Genomic DNA, 17671 nt, shown 5'->3' with positions numbered 1-17671 from the left:
CCCCGCCGCCGGGTGGCGCGTCAGTGAAGTGCAAAGGAGCATTATGCGAACGTCCGGCCTGCGCCCGAGAGGCGGGAAGCGCCTCGGCGCCGCCCTCGCCACGGTCGCCCTCCTTCTCGGCGCCGCGGCCCCTTCCGCCGCATCCGCCGCGGAGGAAGACCTGAGTCCGTACACCATCTGGTTCAACAACTTCGAGTCCGGGCGCCTGGCGCCGTGGGCGCCGAGCGGCGGCTCCGTCACGGTGGAACGGCAGACCATCCCCGAAAGCATCGGCCTCAGCCACGCAACCTCGATGCGGGTCACCGGCCGTGCCGACGCCGGCGAGGGCGCCGCCCTCCCCCTGGCCGATTACCTCACCGCGGGTGAGCGGTCCACGATCTCGGTGTGGACGCGCCTGCACCCGGGGACTCCCGCCACGACCGTCCGGGTCGGGGTCGAGCAGGGCGGCACCGTCGTCCCGGTGGCCTCGGGCGCTGCGACCGCCGACGGCTGGATCGAGATCGTCGGCGACTACACACCCGCCGCCGGCGCCGAGCTCGGCCGCCTCCTCATCACCGCCGACGCCGCGGATGCCGGATTCTGGGTCGACGACACCCTGCTCACCGGATACGCCCCGCGCACGGTCGTCATCGACGACTCCACTCCGCTGAAGTCGACGCTGCCCTTCCCGATCGGCGCCGCGGGCGACTCCCGCATCGCCGCGGGTTCCGGCGAGCCGACGCTCTCCACCCATTTCGACTCCGTCTCGGCGGAGAACCACATGAAGCCCGAGGCCTGGTACAACGCCGACGGTTCGTTCGTCTCCACCAACCCCCAGGCGGACTCGCTCGCCGAGTGGGCCGTCGAGAACGACGGTCGGGTCTTCGGTCACGTCCTGCTCTGGCACAGCCAGATCCCCGCGTGGTTCTTCCGCGAGACCGCGGGGGACAACACATCGCGCGAGCTGACGAACTCGGATGCCGACAAGGCGATCCTCACCGAGCGCATCCGCACCCACATCGACAACGTGGCGGCGTACTTCGCCGAGCGCTACGGCCCCTACGGAAGCGCCGGCAACCCGATGAAGGCGTGGGAGGTCGTCAACGAGGTCATCAACGACGGACAGAACCCGCAGCTGCGCAACTCGCGCTTCTTCCAGATCCTCGGCGAGGAGTTCATCGACATCGCGTTCCGCGCGGCCGACGAGAGCTTCAACGAGACCTACGCCGCGGAGGGCGTCGCTCACCCCGTCGAGCTCTTCATCAACGAGTACGGCACCGAGGGCGGCGCGAGCGCGACGTCGAAGCTGCAGCGCTACTACGACCTCGTGGTGCGTCTGCTCGAGCGCGACGTCCCGATCACCGGTGTCGGTCACCAGTTCCACACCACCATGTCGTCGCTGAACCTGGCCAACATGGAAGCGGCGCTGGAGAAGTTCGCGGGCCTCGGGCTCGTGCACGCCGTCACCGAGTTCGACATCGCGATCGGCACGGTCACCGAGCGGAACCTCATCCGCCAGGGCCACGTCACCGCTCAGGCGTTCGACATCTTCAAGGAGTTCCACGCCGGCCCCGAGACGATGTACTCGGTGACCGTGTGGGGCCTCCGCGACATGGGCTCGTGGCGGTACTACGACGGCGCCCCGCTGCTGTTCGACGACTACTTCAACGGCAAGTGGGCCTACCGCGGTGCCGCAGGGCTCTCGATCCCAGCCGAGCCTCGCGCGATGAACGCCTTCGGCGGCACCGTGGAGCTCACCGAGGACGCCGTCACCGACGTCGCGTGGGATCAGCTCGCCCCCACCCCGATCGCCGATCGGCACGCCTTCGGTCTGCGCTGGTCGCCGGACCACGTCACCGCGCTCGTCGAGGTCGCCGACACCGACGCCGACGCGACCGATGCCGTCACCTTCACCCTCGGCGGCGACACCTACACGGTCGGACGCGACGGCAGCGGTGACATCGACGCCGTCGTCGGCGAAACAGCGGACGGCTGGCGCCTCGTCGCCCACGTCCCCGCTGCGGGCCTCGCCGAGGGCGACATCGTTCGCTTCGACGTCGCGGTCGACGACGGCGACGCCGTGCTCGGGTGGAACGACGCCGGCGTGCTCGGCGAGGTCACCCTCCGCGAGCCCCTGTCGTTCGCCGCGATCACCGAGATCGCGGACGTTCCGACGATCGACGGCGACATCGACGCGGCGTGGGCCGACGCGGTGGGCATCACCACCGGCAAGCAGATCAACGGCACGGACTCGGCATCCGCGGACGTCCGTCTCGCCTGGAACGGCGACGGCGACACGCTGTTCCTCCTCGCCGAGGTGCAGGACGACGTGATCGACACCTCCGCCGGCGCCGCGCACGAGCGGGATTCGATCGAGGTCTTCCTCGACCTCGGCAACCGCAAGAACGGCACCTACCTGGCCACCGACATGCAGCTGCGCATCAACGCCGAGAACGAGCTGAGCTTCGGCTCGGGTGACGCCGCGGCCCAGCAGGCGCGCGTGACGTCTGCGGTCCAGGTCGTGGACGGCGGATACGTCGTCGAGGCGGCCATCAGCCTCCTGGATGCCGGGGGCGAGGAGTCGCTGCACGGCTTCGACGTGCAGGTCAACGACGCCCGGGACGGCACCCGCGTGGGCGTGCGCAACTGGGCCGACCCGACCGGATCGAGCTGGAACAACACCTCCCGGTGGGGCGTCATCCAACTCGCGGTCGACGAGGGCGACGTGGCGCCGAGCCCCGAGCCGACGCCGGACCCGGACCCGGACCCGGACCCGACGCCGACGCCGACGCCCGACCCCGAGCCGACGACCCCGGCACCGGTCCCCGGTGACGGCGGATCCGACGGCGATGACGCGGCATCCGGCGGAACGGGCGGTCATGAGGGAGACGGCGCACTCGCGGTCACCGGTCTCGCCGGGTCGTTCCTCCTGCCGCTCCTCGCGGGCGGGGCCCTTCTGGCTGCGGGTGGCGCGTTCGTCGTCCGCGGCATCCGACGCTCGCGGGCCGGTCTGAGCTAGCGAGCAGCTCTCGCGCGGCTCCGGGCCTCCGCGGCGAGAGCACCCCCGCCACCCCCGCGCCGCGGACGTCACTCCGTCGGCGCGGGGGTGGTCTGGTTTCCGGCGGGCGGAGTATCGCCGCGGGCGCGTTCGGGTGGCGCTCGTCGCCCCCTCCGCGCACTTGAGGCGGCGACACCTGCCACCCGAAACCGCCCCCGCACCCGCGAGGGGTGGATCAATGGGCCGTGGCTCCGCACACCGCCCCGAGGTAGAAAGGAACTCCTCGAGAAGGGCGCGTACGTGATCGATCGACCCGGCCTGGCGGCGTTCCTCCGGCATCGCCGCGAAGCGCTCCAGCCCGAGGACGTCGGCCTCCCGCGCGGACCGCGACGGCGCACCGACGGGCTCCGCCGCGAAGAGGTCGCGGCGCTCAGTCACATGTCGACCGACTACTACGCCCGACTCGAGCGCGGGACGGGACCGCATCCGTCCGAGCAGATGGTCACCGCGATCGCGCAGGGGCTGCACCTCAGCCTCGACGAGCGGGACCACCTCTTCCGTCTCGCCGGCCACAACCCTCCCTCCCGCGGCCCGGCGAGCGACTTCGTCGCCCCCGGGTTGCTGCGCATCCTCGACCGCCTCACGGACACTCCCGCCGAGATCATCACCGAGCTCGGCGAGACGCTGCGCCAGACGCCGCTCGGCATCGCTCTGACCGGCGACGCCTCCACACGGCGCGGACCGGAACGCAGCGTCGGATACCGCTGGTTCACCGACCCGCGGATGCGCGCGCCGTATCCGCCCGAGGAGCGGGAGCAGCTCTCCCGCGTGTACGCCGCGGGGCTCCGTGAGCTCCTCGCCCTGCGCGGTCCGCGCTCACGCGCCGCCGAACTGGTGGCCGCACTGGAGGACCACGCCGAGTTCCGTCGCGTGTGGGACGCGCAGGAGATCGGCATCCGTCCGACCGAGCTCAAGCGCTTCGCGCACCCGGTCGTCGGTGACCTCGCGCTGCACTGCCAGACGCTCCTCGATCCCGATCAGTCGCATCGCCTGCTGGTGTACACCGCGGTGCCCGGCAGCGAGAGCGACGAGAAGCTCCGCCTCCTCGCCGTCGTCGGGGCGGATCTACAGCGCTGAGGATGCCGCGGCCGCGCGTGACGCGGACCGCGCAGCCGTGGATCGACAGGCCCTGGATGGGCGTCAGCACGGCCCCGAGCATGGATGCACGCGAGCCGAACGACGGCCCGCGACCGAGGAGGATCCCATGACCCGCGCTCTCGACATCCCCGACCAGTCCGGAACCCTCGCCGTCGTCACCGGCGCCACCGACGGCATCGGGCTCGTCATCGCCACCCGCCTCGCCGGCGCGGGGGCCGACCTGGTGCTGCCCGCGCGGTCAGCCGAGAAGGGGGAGCGCGCCGTAGCCCGGATTCGCGAGGCCACGCCGGGGGCGCGCGTGACCGTCCCGACGCTGGACCTGTCGTCCCTCGCCTCGGTCCGCGGGCTGGTCGCGCACCTGTCGTCCGAAGGGCGCCCGATCGGCATCCTGATCAACAACGCCGGCGTCATGCGCCCGCCTCAGCGGACGGAGACCGCCGACGGATTCGAGCTGCAGTGGGGCACCAACCACCTCGGCCACGTCGCTCTGACTCTCGGCCTGTTGCCGCTGCTGCGCGCCGGACGCGCCCGCGTCACGCACCAGACGAGCATCGCCGCACGGTCGGGATCGATCCTCTGGGACGACATCGACAGCGCGCGGGAGTACGACGCGATGCGGGCGTACTCGGCATCGAAGATCGCGGTCGGGCTCTTCGCCCGCGAGCTCGACGCCCGCAGCCGCGCGGGCGGGTGGGGCATCTCGAGCAACCTGTCGCACCCTGGCGTCTCCCCGACGAACCTTCTCGCCGCTCAGCCGGGAATGGGCCGCGCCCGTGTGACCCCCGAACGCCGGATCATCGGGGCTCTCTCGCGCGTCGGCGTGACCGGCACACCGCAGTCGGCGGCGCTTCCGGCACTGCGGGCGGCGACGGCGACGGATGCCGCGGGCGACGAGTTCTACGGACCGAAGCGGATCATCGCCGGACCGCCGACGCGGGTGGAGCTGTGGGAGCCGTTGCGCTCGATGGCCGACGCCCGGCGGGTGTGGGACATCTCCGAAGCGCAGATCGCTGTCGGCGCGCGCGGATAGCGTCGCTCATGTGGCGCTCGCGGCCCCCTCCACGCGCGCGAGGCGGCCACACCTGCCACATGAACGGGCGCGGCCTACGCCTCGAGCTGCGCCTTCGCGCGGGCGAGCCCCTGCGCGAGGGTCGAGCGCACCGTGTCGGCCACGACCGGTTCGACGAAGCGCAGCATCCCGCCGGGGCTCGCCTCGATCTCGGCGCGGACGTGGCACGCCTCGCCGCGCTCGGAGAAGTCGAACCGCAGGGTCGTCGGCATGATGCCGGCGCTGCTGCGCGCGGCCATGACGACCGGCGGCTCGAAGTGCGTCACGCGCCAGTCGTACTCGACCTCACGGCCCATGACCCGCATGCGCGTGCGGAGGGTCGTACCGGGACGCACCGGCGGGTCCGAGGTGATCTCCTCCGAGATCACCGACGTGTCCCAGCGCGAGCGGTTCGCCGGGTCGGTCAGATACGCGAACACCGCGGCGGGGTCGCGCTCGATCAGGATCGTCTCGGCCACGGTGAACATGCCCTCATCCTCCCCCACGCCTGCGCTCCCCGGGCCATGGCGACGTTCTGATTGCGCATCGGCGACATTTCCGCAACCCCGAGTTCGAACGGAACCGCCGACCTATCGTGACGGCATGAGCACTTCGGACCAGTACACGTTCGACGACCCGGTACGCCGCTACGCCCGGGTCGAGCCGCCCCTCCAGCATCAGCCCGAACCGGGCGTGCAGGCGCGGATGCAGCCGGTCCCCGACCTCGGCGAGAAGACCTACCGCGGCACGGGTCGACTGGCGGGTCGCAAGGCGCTCATCACCGGCGGCGACTCGGGAATCGGCGGCGCCACGGCGATCGCATTCGCGCGAGAGGGCGCCGATGTGGTGATCGTGCACCTGCCCGACGAGACCGAGGACGCCGCGCACATCCTCGAACTCATCGCGGATGCCGGAGCCCAGGGTCACGCGATCATCGCCGACATCGCCGATGCGACCCGGTGCCGCGAGATCATCGACGAGGCAGTGGGGATGCTCGGCGGCCTCGACATCCTCGTCAACAACGCCGGCCGGCAGATCGCGGTGGACCGCGTGGAGGACCTCAGCGACGAGCAGTTCGAGCTCACCTTCCGCACCAACCTCTTCGCGCCGTTCTGGCTCACCAAGGCCGCCCTCGCTCACCTCCCGGCCGGTTCCAGCATCATCAACACCGCATCCCTCGAGGCGTACAAGCCCGCTCCGGATCGACTCGACTACGCCGCGACGAAGGCGGCGATCAACAACCTCTCCAAGGGTCTCGCCGTTCAGCTCGCCGATCGCGGCATCCGTGTGAACGTGGTCGCCCCCGGCCCGGTGTGGACCGCCCTCCAGGTCTCGGACGGCGTCTCGGACGAGCAGATGCAGGCCTTCGACGACGAGAACACCTACCAGCGCTCCGGCCAGCCGGCCGAGCTCGCGCCGGCATACGTCTTCCTCGCCTCGTCGGAGTCGAGCTACGTCTCGGGCGAGACGCTCAACGTCAACGGCGGGATGATCACCCCGTGAGACCCGTCTGCACGGTCTACGTGCTCCCCGGCCTCGGCTTCGCAGGCGAGGCGGCCGCACCGATCGCCGCGCACCTGCCCGAGGGCTTCGACGTCGTCGGTATCGACCTGCCCGGCCACGGCGACGCACCGGATGCCGCCGACGCCGGTGTCGCCGCCCTCGCCGACGCGGTGGTCACAGCGATCGCCGCGCGCGCGACGGGTGGCCCGTGGATCCTCTGCGGCCACAGCATGGGTGGAAAGATCGCCGCCGTCGTCGCCGATCGCGTCCTCCGCGGGGCCGCCCCGCTGTTCGGGCTCGCCGGGCTCGTCCTCCTCGCCCCGTCGCCGACCACGCCCGAACCGATGGACGAGGAACGACGCGCGCGCATGCTCGCGTGGGTGGCGGACGGTCCGATCTCTCCGCAGCACGCCCGAGACTTCGTCTCCGAGAACGTCGCCGCGCCGCTCGACCCCGACACCGAGTCGACCGCGATCGCTCAGGTGCAGCGGATGTCGCCCCTCTCCTGGCGCCGATGGCTCGAGACCGGAAGCCGCGAGGACGTCCGGGACGGTCTCGACATCGCCGATCTTCCCGCCGTGGTCCTCGCCGGCGACGCGGACGAAGACCTCGGAGCCGACGCCCAGCCGGGCCTGATCGCAGACCTGCTCCCCCGCGGCGAGGTGGTCGCACTCTCCGACACCGGGCATCTGCTCCCCTACGAGCGACCGCGCGAGGTCGCCGCCGCGATCGCGCGCCTGTGGGAGCGCATCCTCGCGGCATCCGCGCCCGTTCCCGCGGACTGGGGTCGGATCATCGCGTCCGAGCGGACCGATCCCGAGACCCGCGGCATCCTCTCCCGCCGGGCTCTCGCCGACGATGTCGACGCGGGCCCGCAGGCTCTCACACCACCGCAGCTGACGATGCTGCGCGCGCTGGCCGCGCGCCTCGTCCCGCGCGCCGCAGACGACCGCTTCGACCTCGCGCTCCGCATCGACCGCGACCTCGCCGCGGGCCGCGGAGACGGCTGGCGGCCGCCGGGGCTGCCGTCGGATGCCGACGCCGCCCGCGCGGGGCTCGACGCCCTGATCGCGGTGTGGCCGGGCTCCGCCACCGAACAGGACGCCCTCATCGCGCAGATCATCGCCGGCGACGGGTTCGACGGATCCGCGTGGGATGCCGACACCACGCGCCGCTGGTTCGAGGACCTCCGCGTGGATCTCGCACAGGCGTGGGTCTCGCACCCCGCGTCCTCGGCGCGGATCGCCTTCGACGGATTCGTCACGGGCGTCGGCACGTCGGATCCCGGATTCTCGGAGCTGCGCGCCGATCACCGCGACGCGTGGGAGCCCTCTTCGCTCGGCATCCTCTCCTCCACGGAAGACCCCTCATGAACCTCACCGGCATGCGCACCTATCCCACCGACGAGACCGTGGACGTCGTGGTGGTCGGCACCGGCGCCGGCGGCGGTCCCCTTCTTGCGCGGCTCGCAGGGGCGGGTCTTCGCGTCGTCGCGCTCGAGGCCGGGCCGAACTTCGACGTCACCGACTTCGTCCCCGACGAGCCCGAGGGCACCCGCGTGAACTGGATGTCGGAGCGGATCAGCGGTGGCGAAGCGCCCACCGCATTCGGGCCCAACAACAGCGGGCGCGGAGTCGGCGGCGGCACCCTGCACTGGGGTGCGTTCACGCCGCGTCCCGACGCGCGCGATCTGCGGCTGCGGTCGGAGTTCGGCGTCGGCGCCGACTGGCCCGTCGATCCCGAGGAGCTCAGCCGCTACATCGAAGAGGTCGAGCGCGCCGTCGGCGTCTCCGGCCCGACGCCGTATCCGTGGGACGAGGGGCGCGAGTACCACTGGCCGGCGGTCGCGCGAAACGCCCCCGCGGACGTCGTCGCGGACGGTTGCGCGCGCGAGGGCATCCGCACAGCCACCGCGCCCGCCGCGATCCTCACCCGCGACCACGACCAGCCCCACTACGGACACCGGTCGCGGAACCGGAACTTCGGGAGCATCCACCAGGGAGACCGGAGCGACGCGAAGGCCACCACCGCGAACACCTACCTCCCGGCCGCCGTCGCCGCCGGCGCGGAGATCCGCCCGGACAGCACCGTGCACGGGATCGAGCTCGACGCCCGCGGACGCGTGTCAGCCGTCCTCTACACGCGCGACGGTCAGGAGGTGCGGCAGCGGTGCGCATCCCTGGTCCTCGCGGCGGGGGGCGTGGAGACTCCGCGCCTGCTTCTGCACACCGGGCTTGCGAATTCGAGCGGCGCGGTGGGGCGGAACTTCCTCGCCCATGGCGCGCTGCAGGTGTGGGGACGCTTCGACGCGCAGATCCGCGGCTACCGCGGCTACCCGTCGGCGCTCATCAGCGAGGACTTCGCCCGTCCCGCAGGCGTCGATTTCGCGGGCGGCTATCTGATCCAGAGTCTCGGCGTCATGCCCGTCACCTACGCCACCACCCTCGTCCGCGGCGGCGGCCTGTGGGGACAGGAGCTCATGGACGCCCTCGATGAGTGGCAGTACTCCGTCGGTGTCGGGATAAACGGCGAATGCCTTCCCGCCGAGCAGAACCGCCTCGTCCTCACCGACGAGGTGGACGAGTTCGGGGTCCCGAGGGCCGAGATCACGTTCACCCCGGGGGCGAACGAAGAGGCGCTCGACCGCCACGCTGCGCGGACGCTCACGGGCATCCTCGAAGCGGCCGGGGCGAAGGAGACGCGTGTGCTCGCCCGGACCGCGCACACCCTCGGCACGTGCCGCATGAGCACCGACCCCGCGGACGGCGTCGTCGACGCGGACGGGCGCAGCCACGACATCCCGAACCTGTGGGTGTGCGACAACTCGACCTTCCCGAGCGCGCTGTCGGCGAACCCGTGTCTCGCGCAGATGGCCCTGTCGCTGCGGACCGCGGATCGGATGCTGGCCTCTCGGGCGGCCTGAGCGGTCAGCGACCGCCGAGCGTCTTCTCGGGGACGAGCTCGCGGATCGTCAGCGCGGCGCTGACGAGCGCGAGGTGACTGAGCGCCTGCGGGATGTTCCCCCAGAAGGAGCCGTCTTCGGCGGAGATCATCTCGGTGTAGATGCCGACGTCGTTCGCCACGGCCACAAGCGCGTCCATCGCCGCGATCGCCTCCTCATGCCGGCCGACGCAGGCGAGTGCCCCCGCGCACCAGAAGGCGGACGAGACGAACGTGTGCTCCTCGGCATCCATCCCGGTGTAGCGGTAAAGAAGACTGTCGCCGGCGCCGAGCTCGCGTCTGAGCGCATCGATGGTGGCCGACATCCGTTCCCCGCGGTCGAAACCGCTCTCGGCATGGAGGAGCACCGAGGTGTCGAGGTCAGACGAGCCGGGGTACATCACGTAGCTGCGGGCATCCTCCGACCAGCCGAACTCGTGCACCCACTCGGCGATGCGCTCGCGCTCGGCGCGCCACCGGTCGGCGTTGCCGGGGATCGCGCCCTGATCAGCGAGCCATGCGGCGTCGTTGAGAGCCTGCCAGCACCCCATCTTCGACGAGGTGTAGTGCCGGATCTCGGGGAGCTCCCACATGCCCGAGTCGGGGTTGCGCCACAGATCGCACGTGCGGTCGGCCATGTCGGCGAGCATGCGGCCGGTGGCGACGTCGAGGATGTTGCCGGCGTCGACGTAGGTGCGGCAGATGGCGAAGAGGTCGCCGTAAACACCGAGCTGCAGCTGATCGCGGGCGGGATTTCCGGACACGACCGGGCCGATGCCCTTCCACCCGTCGACGTCGAACTTCTCGACACCGGCGGTGACCCCGCCGCGCAGCGAATAGAGGACGTGCAGCTCGGGCCCGTTCTCGCGAATCGTCCGCAGCAGCCACGAGATCGCAGCGTGGGTCTCCTCGCGGAGCCCGAAGCGGACGAGCGCGTGCGCGGTGTAGGCGAGATCCCGCACCCACGCGAAGCGGTAGTCCCAGTTCTTCCCCCCGCGCGGATTCTCGGGGAGGGACGTCGTCGCCGCGGCGGCGATCGCCCCGGTCGGTGAGTAGACGAGGAGCTTCAGCGCCAGGGCGCTGCGCTGCACGGCATCCGCCCAGGGGCCTTCGTAGGAGAACTCCCTCGACCACGCGCGCCAGCCGTCGATCGTGCGGTCGACGCTCCGATCGACGTTCACCGGGTCCGGGAGATGGAGGGGCTCCCCGTCGGTGGCGACGACGACGAGCAGATGACGGGAGTCGGCGGACGTCGTGAAGCGGCCGCGCAGGAGCGGGCCTCGGGGGCCGTCCGGGTCGGGCGCATCGGGTCCGTGGTCGCTGCCGACGACGGCGAGAGAGATCCCGCCGACGCGGAGGATCGAGGCCCCGGCGTGCTGCTCGATCCATGGAGCGGCGGTCTGGAGGCGCGACCCGGGCTGCACCACCCACTGGAACTCGACTGTGCCCTCGATGCCCTCGATCCGGCGGGCAAGCTCTGCCCAGGGCAGGCGCCCCGCGACGCCGGTCACCATCGCGTCGACCACGCGCGCCCGGCCGGTCGGCGTCGTGAACGTGGTCTGGAGCACATTCGTGCGCGAGATGTAGCGACGGCGGACGGTGTACTCACCGATGGGCTCGAGCTCGATGCAGCCCCCGGTGGCGTCGTCGAGGACGCGCGCGAACACCGGCGCCGAATCCAGGTTGGGGAGCGGAAGCCAGTCGATCTGGCCTCGACGACCGATCAACGCGATCGTCCGGCCGTCGCCGATGGGCGCGTAGTCGCGGAGATCGCCATGAGAAGAGGATGCAGGAGCCACGTGCTCAGGCTAGGCACCGGAGGGAGGGGGCGGGGCGGCTTGCGCAGGCGGACGGGGAGGGGTACGAGCAGCCTGAGGATCCGTTCGGAGAGTTTTCCACATCGGTGCGATCTTCGTCTTGAATGTCGGAGGCTGTCGCTAGTCTTCGAACATGAATACGAGCCGGTTAATCGAGTTCAGCGACGAAGACCTCGCCGAGCTGGATGAGGTCGCGCAGTACGCGGAGGCCATGACCCCGGCCCTCGGCGCCATGGAAGTCGGCAACGTCCGTAACCAGGCCCGTGCCGGGGCGATCGCGGAGCGGGTGTCGCGGCGGCAGTCGGCGTCGGTGCGGTCGCAGGAGATGGTCTACCGTTCCGTCGCCGCGGAGCTTGCCGGGGTGACGTTCACGACCGACCGGTCGATGCAGGCGCAGATCACTCAGGCGGTGGAGTGGGTCGAGTGCTATCCCGCGACGTTGGCGGCGTGGGAGGCAGGGCGGATCACCCGCGGACACGCCACCGCGGTGCTCCGGTGCGGAACCGTGCTCCCCCGGGACGCGCGGGCGGAGTTCGACGCTCAGGCCGCGGAGATGTGTGTGGGCCAGAGCGTCGGGCGGGTGAAGGACCGTCTGGACCATCTCGCGCAGGAACTGCACCCGCGGACCCTCGCGGAACGACACAAGGAGGCCCGCGAGGAGCGTCGGGTGAGCGTCACCCCATTGCGGGACGGCATGTCGGAACTGGTCGCGACTCTCCCGACGCTTCTGGCAGAGGGAATCAGCGACCGACTCAACGAACAAGCCTCTTCCGTCATCGACGCCCGCAACACACCCCGCGACGGCGGCGCAGGTGCCGATGAAGACGCCGGTGAGCCGGATTGCCGGACGCGGGATCAGATCCGGGCGGACATCCTCTGCGACATGCTGTTGAGCGCCTCACCTCTGGTCGATCCCACCGTCGACGGAGACGGCAACGGCACCCTCGGCATGATCCGCGCGAAAGTGCAGGTCGTCGTCCCCGCCCTCACGCTGCTCGGTCGGGATGACGACCCGGCGAACGACGCCACCACCGCTGACCTCGTCGGATCCGCCCCCATCGACCCGGCCACCGCAAGGGCCCTCGCGGGCGCCGTCGCGACCTGGGAGCGCTTGGTGGTGCACCCGGTGTCGGGGCAGGTGCTGTTCACCGACTCGTACCGGCGGACGGCGTCGATGGCGCGATTCTTGAACGCCCGCGATCGGCACTGCCGGTTCCCCGGATGCCGACGCCCCGCCGTCCGCTGTGAGCTCGACCACACCTTCGACTGGGCCCAAGGCGGCCCCACGGACGTCCGGAATCTCTGCCACCTGTGTCAGAGGCACCATTCGATGAAGCAATTCACGTCCTGGGGTGTCCGACAACTCGGCGGCGGGGTTCTGGAATGGACCTCACCGACCGGGCGGGTCTACATCGACCACCCCCCAGCACCACTCGTGAGATTCATGCCATCCGGAGGTGGGGCACCACCTCCGGACGGAAACGGCGGCGCACCACCACCCGACCCTGCACCCTTCTGACACCCTCGCACCCCTGAGCAGCATTGACCCGTCACGCGCGTAGCGCGCGCGGGCGCTCCGCGCAACCCGGGGTGGCGGCATCCGCCCTCGGGCTTAGCGTGGCCGGCATGCCGAACATGTACACGCCCCAGGACCCCACCACCCAGTTCCCGCGTCCGCCCTTTCCGCCGCAGCAGCAGAAGGGCCCGGGCGACATCCACAAGATGGATCCGGCTCCCGATCACGGCGAGACCTCCTACGTCGGCTTCGGCCGCCTCCCGGGTCGCAAGGCGCTCGTCACCGGCGCCGACTCCGGCATCGGCCGCGCCGTGGCCATCGCGTTCGCGCGCGAGGGCGCCGACGTCGCCCTCAGCTACCTGCCCGAAGAGCAGGGACAGGCCGAAGAGGTCGCCGCCCTCATCGAGAAGGAAGGCCGCGTCGCCGTCCTGCTCCCCGGCGACCTCCAGGAGGAGTCGACCAACAACGAGGTCGTCGCCCAGGCGGTCGAGGGCCTCGGCGGCCTCGACATCCTCGTCATCAACGCCGGCACCATGCCGACCGTCGACAGCATCGACGACTTCGAGACGAAGACGCTGGACCACGTCGTCCAGGCCAACATCTACCCGCTGTTCTGGCTCACCAAGGCGGCCTCGCCCCACCTGAAGCCGGGCGCGTCCATCATCACGACCTCGAGCATCCAGGGCTTCGTCCCCTCCCCCTCGCTCGCCGAGTACGCGGTGTCGAAGGCCGGTATCGCCAATTGGACCCGCGCCATGGCCCAGCAGCTCATCGAGCGCGGCATCCGCGTGAACGGCGTCGCCCCCGGCCCCATCTGGACGCCGCTGCAGCCCGCGTTCGTGCCGAACGAGAAGATCGAGGAATTCGGTTCGCAGACCCCGATCGGTCGTGCCGGACAGCCGGTGGAACTCGCTCCGGCGTTCGTCTTCCTCGCCTCGCAGGAATCCAGCTACGTCATCGGCGAGACCATCGCCGTCACGGGCGGCATGCCGACCCACTGACGTACGCACCGACGGGGGCGCAGAGAGGATCCGACCTCCCTGCGCCCCCGTCGGGTGATCAGCCGCAACTATGCGGCGCGAACGGGACCGACACCTCCGACTCCCTCTCCTGACCGTCGAGAATGCCGCGCACGGTCACGTCGACGTCGCCGCCCGACGCACTCGCCGCACGGGTCGTGAACGCCACCGATGTCGCCTTGTCCGGAGCCAGCGACGTCACCGTCTTCTTCCCGAACGACGTGCGGATCTCGACGCCGTAAGGGCTGTCGCCGGTATTCCTCACGGTGACGGCAAGCAGCACTTTCCCCGCGAGACAGCGCGTCGACGCGGTCACATCCACATCGAATTCGGGAGCGGGCTCCTCGACCCGCAACAGCCGGAATGACAGGTTGGGGCTGCCATCACGGTTCCACTGCTTGAGGAACGACCCGGACGGAACCACCCCACCGCTGTCGAGAGCAAGATCCACTGCCCGGTTGACCAGGGTGTACCCGCCCTCCGCGCCGGCGACGAGCCGGAACTGCTGACTGAGCACGTCCGCCGGTGTCTGCAGCTCGACGAACGTCCCGCTGCCCCGCCCCATCCCGTCGATGGCAAGGCCACTGTCGCGGTGGATGACCTGATAGAACACGCCGTCCGAGGTCTCCGCCGCCTGCCTCAGCTCGAAGATCTGACCGGATTCCCCGTCCGCTACCGGTCGCTGGCTCACTCGCGCACCGGCCACCGGCTCCCCCTCCACGTCGAGGGCGAAGCCGTTCACCACGCTGGTGATCACATGCGCGCCGGACCGATCGACAGCGGTGCTGATCGAGCCGACCGAGCCGGCGGTGACGGCGTGGACTCCGGGGCCGAAGGAGCGGGATTCGCCCGTGAGATCCGCTGACCCGTACACCCGGACAGTCGTGTCCGGCGACACTCGCAAGGAACGGATCTCCGACGCCGAGACTCCGGCCTCGTCCAGATAGACCGCGTCGAAAGCGCCCTCGCCGACGGCCGCGCCGTTACCTGTGGCGTCGGTCGAGGAGAAGACCGAAACGCCCGTGACGAGCTGGGGCGTCGGGATGTGGTCGGCGAATCGCAGCTTGAGGACGTAGGCGAGCGACTCGGCCGGGCGGGCGGGAAGCTCGACCGTCAGTGCCTCGCTGTCCTGCGCATAGTCGGTGAGGCTGATGACCTCGTCGCCGTCACCGGCGCCGATGAGCTCGATCGACTCGAGCCCGGCGAGGTCGACGGTGTCCGCGCCGAGGCTGGCGATGGACACCGTCTCGCCGGGCCATCCGAGCATCGTGGCGTAAAGAGTGGATTCGCTCTTGTCGCGCGTGAACCGGATGTCGCGCCCGTCACCCGAGAGCGGAGCCGTGAACGATCCGCCACCGGCGGTGTTCGGTCCCTCGCCATAGACGTCCCAGGCGCGGGTGTCGTAGATCGACTCGCCGTAGCGGTCCAGGTACTCCCCGATCGCACGCAGGACCGCCTCCTGCTGCGCCGGGAGGACCCCCGCCGCCGTCGGCGAGATGTTCAGGAGCATGTTGCCGTTCTTGCTGACCCGGTCGATGAGGGAATGCACCATCTGCTTCGAGCTGTAGTACCCGATGCCGTCGGTGTAGCTCCAGCTGGAGGCGCTGATCGCGTCGTCGGTGAGCCAGTACGGTCTCGAGATGTCCGCAGGTCCACCGCGCTCCCAGTCCGCCACCGCGGAATCGTCGCGGAAACCCGAGTCGAAGTGCTTGTAGGTGGTGACGACCTCCGTCCCCCACTCCTCGGCGCGGTTGAAGTAGTAGGCGAGGAACTTCAGACGCTGCTCCTCGTCGATCGCGCAGATATCACTGCCTCCGACGCACCACCCGGGAGAGTCGAGGCCGAAGTCGTTCCAGATGATGTCGGGCTGAACGTGGTCGATGACCTCTCGCTGCTTGTCGAACCAGAGCTGATCCGACTCCTCCTTGGGCAGTTGCCCATAGAGCTTCTGCAAACTGGGATCGGTCTGCCGCGGCGCGTCCTTGAAGAACCCGTTGGTGTTGAACGCCTGGTGCATGGCGACGACGAGCTTGAGATCCCGCTCCCGCACCTCATCGGCGAAGATCTTCAGCAGGTCGAGTTGGGGTCCGCGATCGACCGAGTTCCACTCATTGACCTCGCTGTCCCACATCGAAAAGCCGTCGTGATGCTCGGCGACAGGACCGGCGAATCGGGCGCCGGAGGCTTCGACCGCGTCCAGCCACGCGGACGGGTCGAAATCGCCACCCTCGGAGGCGAGCACGGGATCGAACTGCACCATGTCGCCCGCGAGATTCGGCGCTCCGTCGATGAAGTTCTCGTAGCCCCAGACTTCGGGCGCCCCGTATGTCCGCGTGTGGAAGTCGCGTACCGGATGCTGCCCGTAGACGTATCGCCCGTACCACTCCGAGCCATGCTGCGGCGTCGTGAACGCACCCCAGTGCCAGTAGACGCCGAACTTCGCGTCGCGGAACCATTCGGGGGATGCGTCGTGCGCGGCGAGCGACTCCCATGACGCCTCGTACGGCCCCTCGGGCTCGTCCCCTTCCGCCTGGGGCAGCACCGTGACCTCGAACTCGCGCTCGGTCACGCTCCCCCGGACATCGACGGACGCGGCAAGCGTCACCGTCTCAGGACTCTCCCCGACCGCGGGGCGGATGACACGGCCCGTCGAGCTGACGACGCCCTCGTCGCTGGACGACCACGTGGCGAAAGCCGGCAGCACGATGTGTCCCGTGACTGCGGAGGTGTCGCCGAGGTCCAGGCTGGACGTGAGCGAAGCGCTGGTGGACTGGGCATCGATGTCGGAGAGTTCTGCGACCTCGGACGCATCGAGCGCGCGCTCATATACCCGTGCTTCGGCGAACTCTCCCGCGAAGCCGAGGCTGTCGGCGTACGCGGCACCACCGAGAACGGTGTTCATGTGATCGGTCAGGTCTCCCAGACCGGTGGTCACGTTCTGCCGCATGGCCACTTCCGCACCGTCGACGAACAGCCTCATCGTGGAGGTCCCGTTGACCTGCTCCTGGATGGTCGCGGTCACGTTGTGCCATGCGTTCGGCGTGAGCGTCCGTCCCCATCCCGCGCTCTGTTCACCCGACCAGTTCGTCGGGGTGATGGCCGTGCGCAGGTTCGCGCGCGGGGCGACGAACCAGCTGCCCGTTCCCGCGGAGCCGGTGCTCGTGCCGCCCACATTCCAGAGGAAGTTGTCGCGCGCCAGAGTGGATGCCGTCGCCTTGACTTCGACGCTGACCGTCGCCGCGGTGCGCCCGGCGAGGAGTCCGTCCGGCAGGCGCACGATGTTCCCGTTGTCGCCCACACCGGAGAGCCGCAGGGAGGCCCCGGTCCACTCCGGCTCACCCGCCACGGTGGCCGCCTGGGCGTTTCCGCTGACATCGGCCACCGCCGTACCCGTCGTCTGATCGAACTCGTAGTGCGCCAGCAGCCCCTCCGCAAGCGGCTCCGCCGCGACCGGGGCGGCAGTGACCACCGACCCGGAAAGAGCCAGAGCACATGCCGCGGCGACCAGAGCCGGCCGTCGTCGAGATCTCTTCATCGAGAACCCTTTCGTTGGAGGCCGCCGTGGCCTTCGAAATTGTTAGCGTTAACGTAGCCAGTTTTCGAAGCCCTGGGAAGGGCGGGCGAGCCGGACGCCTGTCCTCTCGTCGGCGTCTCGGACGCCCGAGATCACAAAAAGATAACGAGACCCCTTGC

At 70.3% G+C, this 17671-nt stretch carries 11 protein-coding genes and 1 pseudogene; 9 read left to right on the top strand and 3 right to left on the bottom strand.

The window, feature by feature from the left end; all coding sequences use genetic code 11:
• The first annotated feature begins 43 nt into the window (after positions 1 to 43).
• The 3 genes from AB0O93_RS00980 to AB0O93_RS00970 all read left to right on the top strand — a co-directional run bounded on the left by AB0O93_RS00980 (position 44) and on the right by AB0O93_RS00970 (position 5165).
• A complete protein-coding gene (locus AB0O93_RS00980; protein WP_363339660.1) occupies positions 44 to 2998 on the top strand; it encodes an endo-1,4-beta-xylanase in 2955 nt (984 codons plus the stop codon).
• A gap of 279 nt (positions 2999 to 3277) precedes the next feature.
• On the top strand, positions 3278 to 4114 hold the full coding sequence (locus AB0O93_RS00975) for a helix-turn-helix transcriptional regulator (protein WP_363339658.1): 837 nt from the start codon (positions 3278 to 3280) through the stop codon (positions 4112 to 4114).
• A gap of 127 nt (positions 4115 to 4241) precedes the next feature.
• Complete coding sequence (locus AB0O93_RS00970) at positions 4242 to 5165, top strand: SDR family oxidoreductase (RefSeq protein ID WP_363339656.1); 924 nt, start codon at positions 4242 to 4244, stop codon at positions 5163 to 5165.
• A gap of 74 nt (positions 5166 to 5239) precedes the next feature.
• Here AB0O93_RS00970 and AB0O93_RS00965 read toward each other — a convergent pair whose 3' ends face one another.
• Positions 5240 to 5671 (bottom strand): SRPBCC family protein, encoded by a 432-nt coding sequence (locus AB0O93_RS00965; protein ID WP_363339654.1) that lies wholly within the window; start codon positions 5669 to 5671, stop codon positions 5240 to 5242.
• A 115-nt stretch (positions 5672 to 5786) separates the two neighbouring features.
• Here AB0O93_RS00965 and AB0O93_RS00960 point away from each other — a divergent pair, with 115 nt between their 5' ends.
• The 4 genes from AB0O93_RS00960 to AB0O93_RS00945 all read left to right on the top strand — a co-directional run bounded on the left by AB0O93_RS00960 (position 5787) and on the right by AB0O93_RS00945 (position 9890).
• A complete protein-coding gene (locus AB0O93_RS00960) occupies positions 5787 to 6686 on the top strand; it encodes an SDR family oxidoreductase (RefSeq protein ID WP_363339652.1) in 900 nt (299 codons plus the stop codon).
• On the top strand, positions 6683 to 8059 hold the full coding sequence (locus AB0O93_RS00955; protein ID WP_363339650.1) for an alpha/beta hydrolase: 1377 nt from the start codon (positions 6683 to 6685) through the stop codon (positions 8057 to 8059). The genes AB0O93_RS00960 and AB0O93_RS00955 overlap by 4 nt, the downstream gene beginning before the upstream one ends.
• Positions 8056 to 9609: a GMC family oxidoreductase gene (locus AB0O93_RS00950; protein WP_363339648.1), complete on the top strand. Its 1554-nt coding sequence runs from the start codon at positions 8056 to 8058 to the stop codon at positions 9607 to 9609. Before AB0O93_RS00955 ends, AB0O93_RS00950 begins: the two co-directional genes overlap by 4 nt.
• Positions 9610 to 9749: 140 nt before the next feature.
• Positions 9750 to 9890: a Vmc-like lipoprotein signal peptide domain-containing protein gene (locus AB0O93_RS00945; protein ID WP_363340964.1), complete on the top strand. Its 141-nt coding sequence runs from the start codon at positions 9750 to 9752 to the stop codon at positions 9888 to 9890.
• A 62-nt stretch (positions 9891 to 9952) separates the two neighbouring features.
• Here the strand turns inward: AB0O93_RS00945 and AB0O93_RS00940 are convergent.
• Positions 9953 to 11425 (bottom strand): annotated as a pseudogene (locus tag AB0O93_RS00940) (glycoside hydrolase family 15 protein); the annotation flags it as partial.
• A 151-nt stretch (positions 11426 to 11576) separates the two neighbouring features.
• Here AB0O93_RS00940 and AB0O93_RS00935 point away from each other — a divergent pair.
• Positions 11577 to 12962, top strand: a complete 1386-nt coding sequence (locus AB0O93_RS00935; protein WP_363339646.1) for a DUF222 domain-containing protein — start codon at positions 11577 to 11579, stop codon at positions 12960 to 12962.
• Positions 12963 to 13078: 116 nt separating this feature from the next.
• Positions 13079 to 13960 (top strand): SDR family oxidoreductase, encoded by an 882-nt coding sequence (locus AB0O93_RS00930; protein WP_363340962.1) that lies wholly within the window; start codon positions 13079 to 13081, stop codon positions 13958 to 13960.
• Between the two features lie 58 nt (positions 13961 to 14018).
• Here the strand turns inward: AB0O93_RS00930 and AB0O93_RS00925 are convergent, their stop codons facing one another.
• Positions 14019 to 17513: an alpha-L-fucosidase gene (locus tag AB0O93_RS00925; RefSeq protein ID WP_363339644.1), complete on the bottom strand. Its 3495-nt coding sequence runs from the start codon at positions 17511 to 17513 to the stop codon at positions 14019 to 14021.
• Between the last annotated feature and the right edge of the window lie 158 nt (positions 17514 to 17671).

The organism is Microbacterium sp. NPDC077184 (assembly GCF_040687055.1).
Classification (GTDB): domain Bacteria; phylum Actinomycetota; class Actinomycetes; order Actinomycetales; family Microbacteriaceae; genus Microbacterium.
The sequence above is the reverse complement of the archived record's forward strand: the minus strand, read 5'-3'. Positions and strand labels throughout refer to the sequence as shown.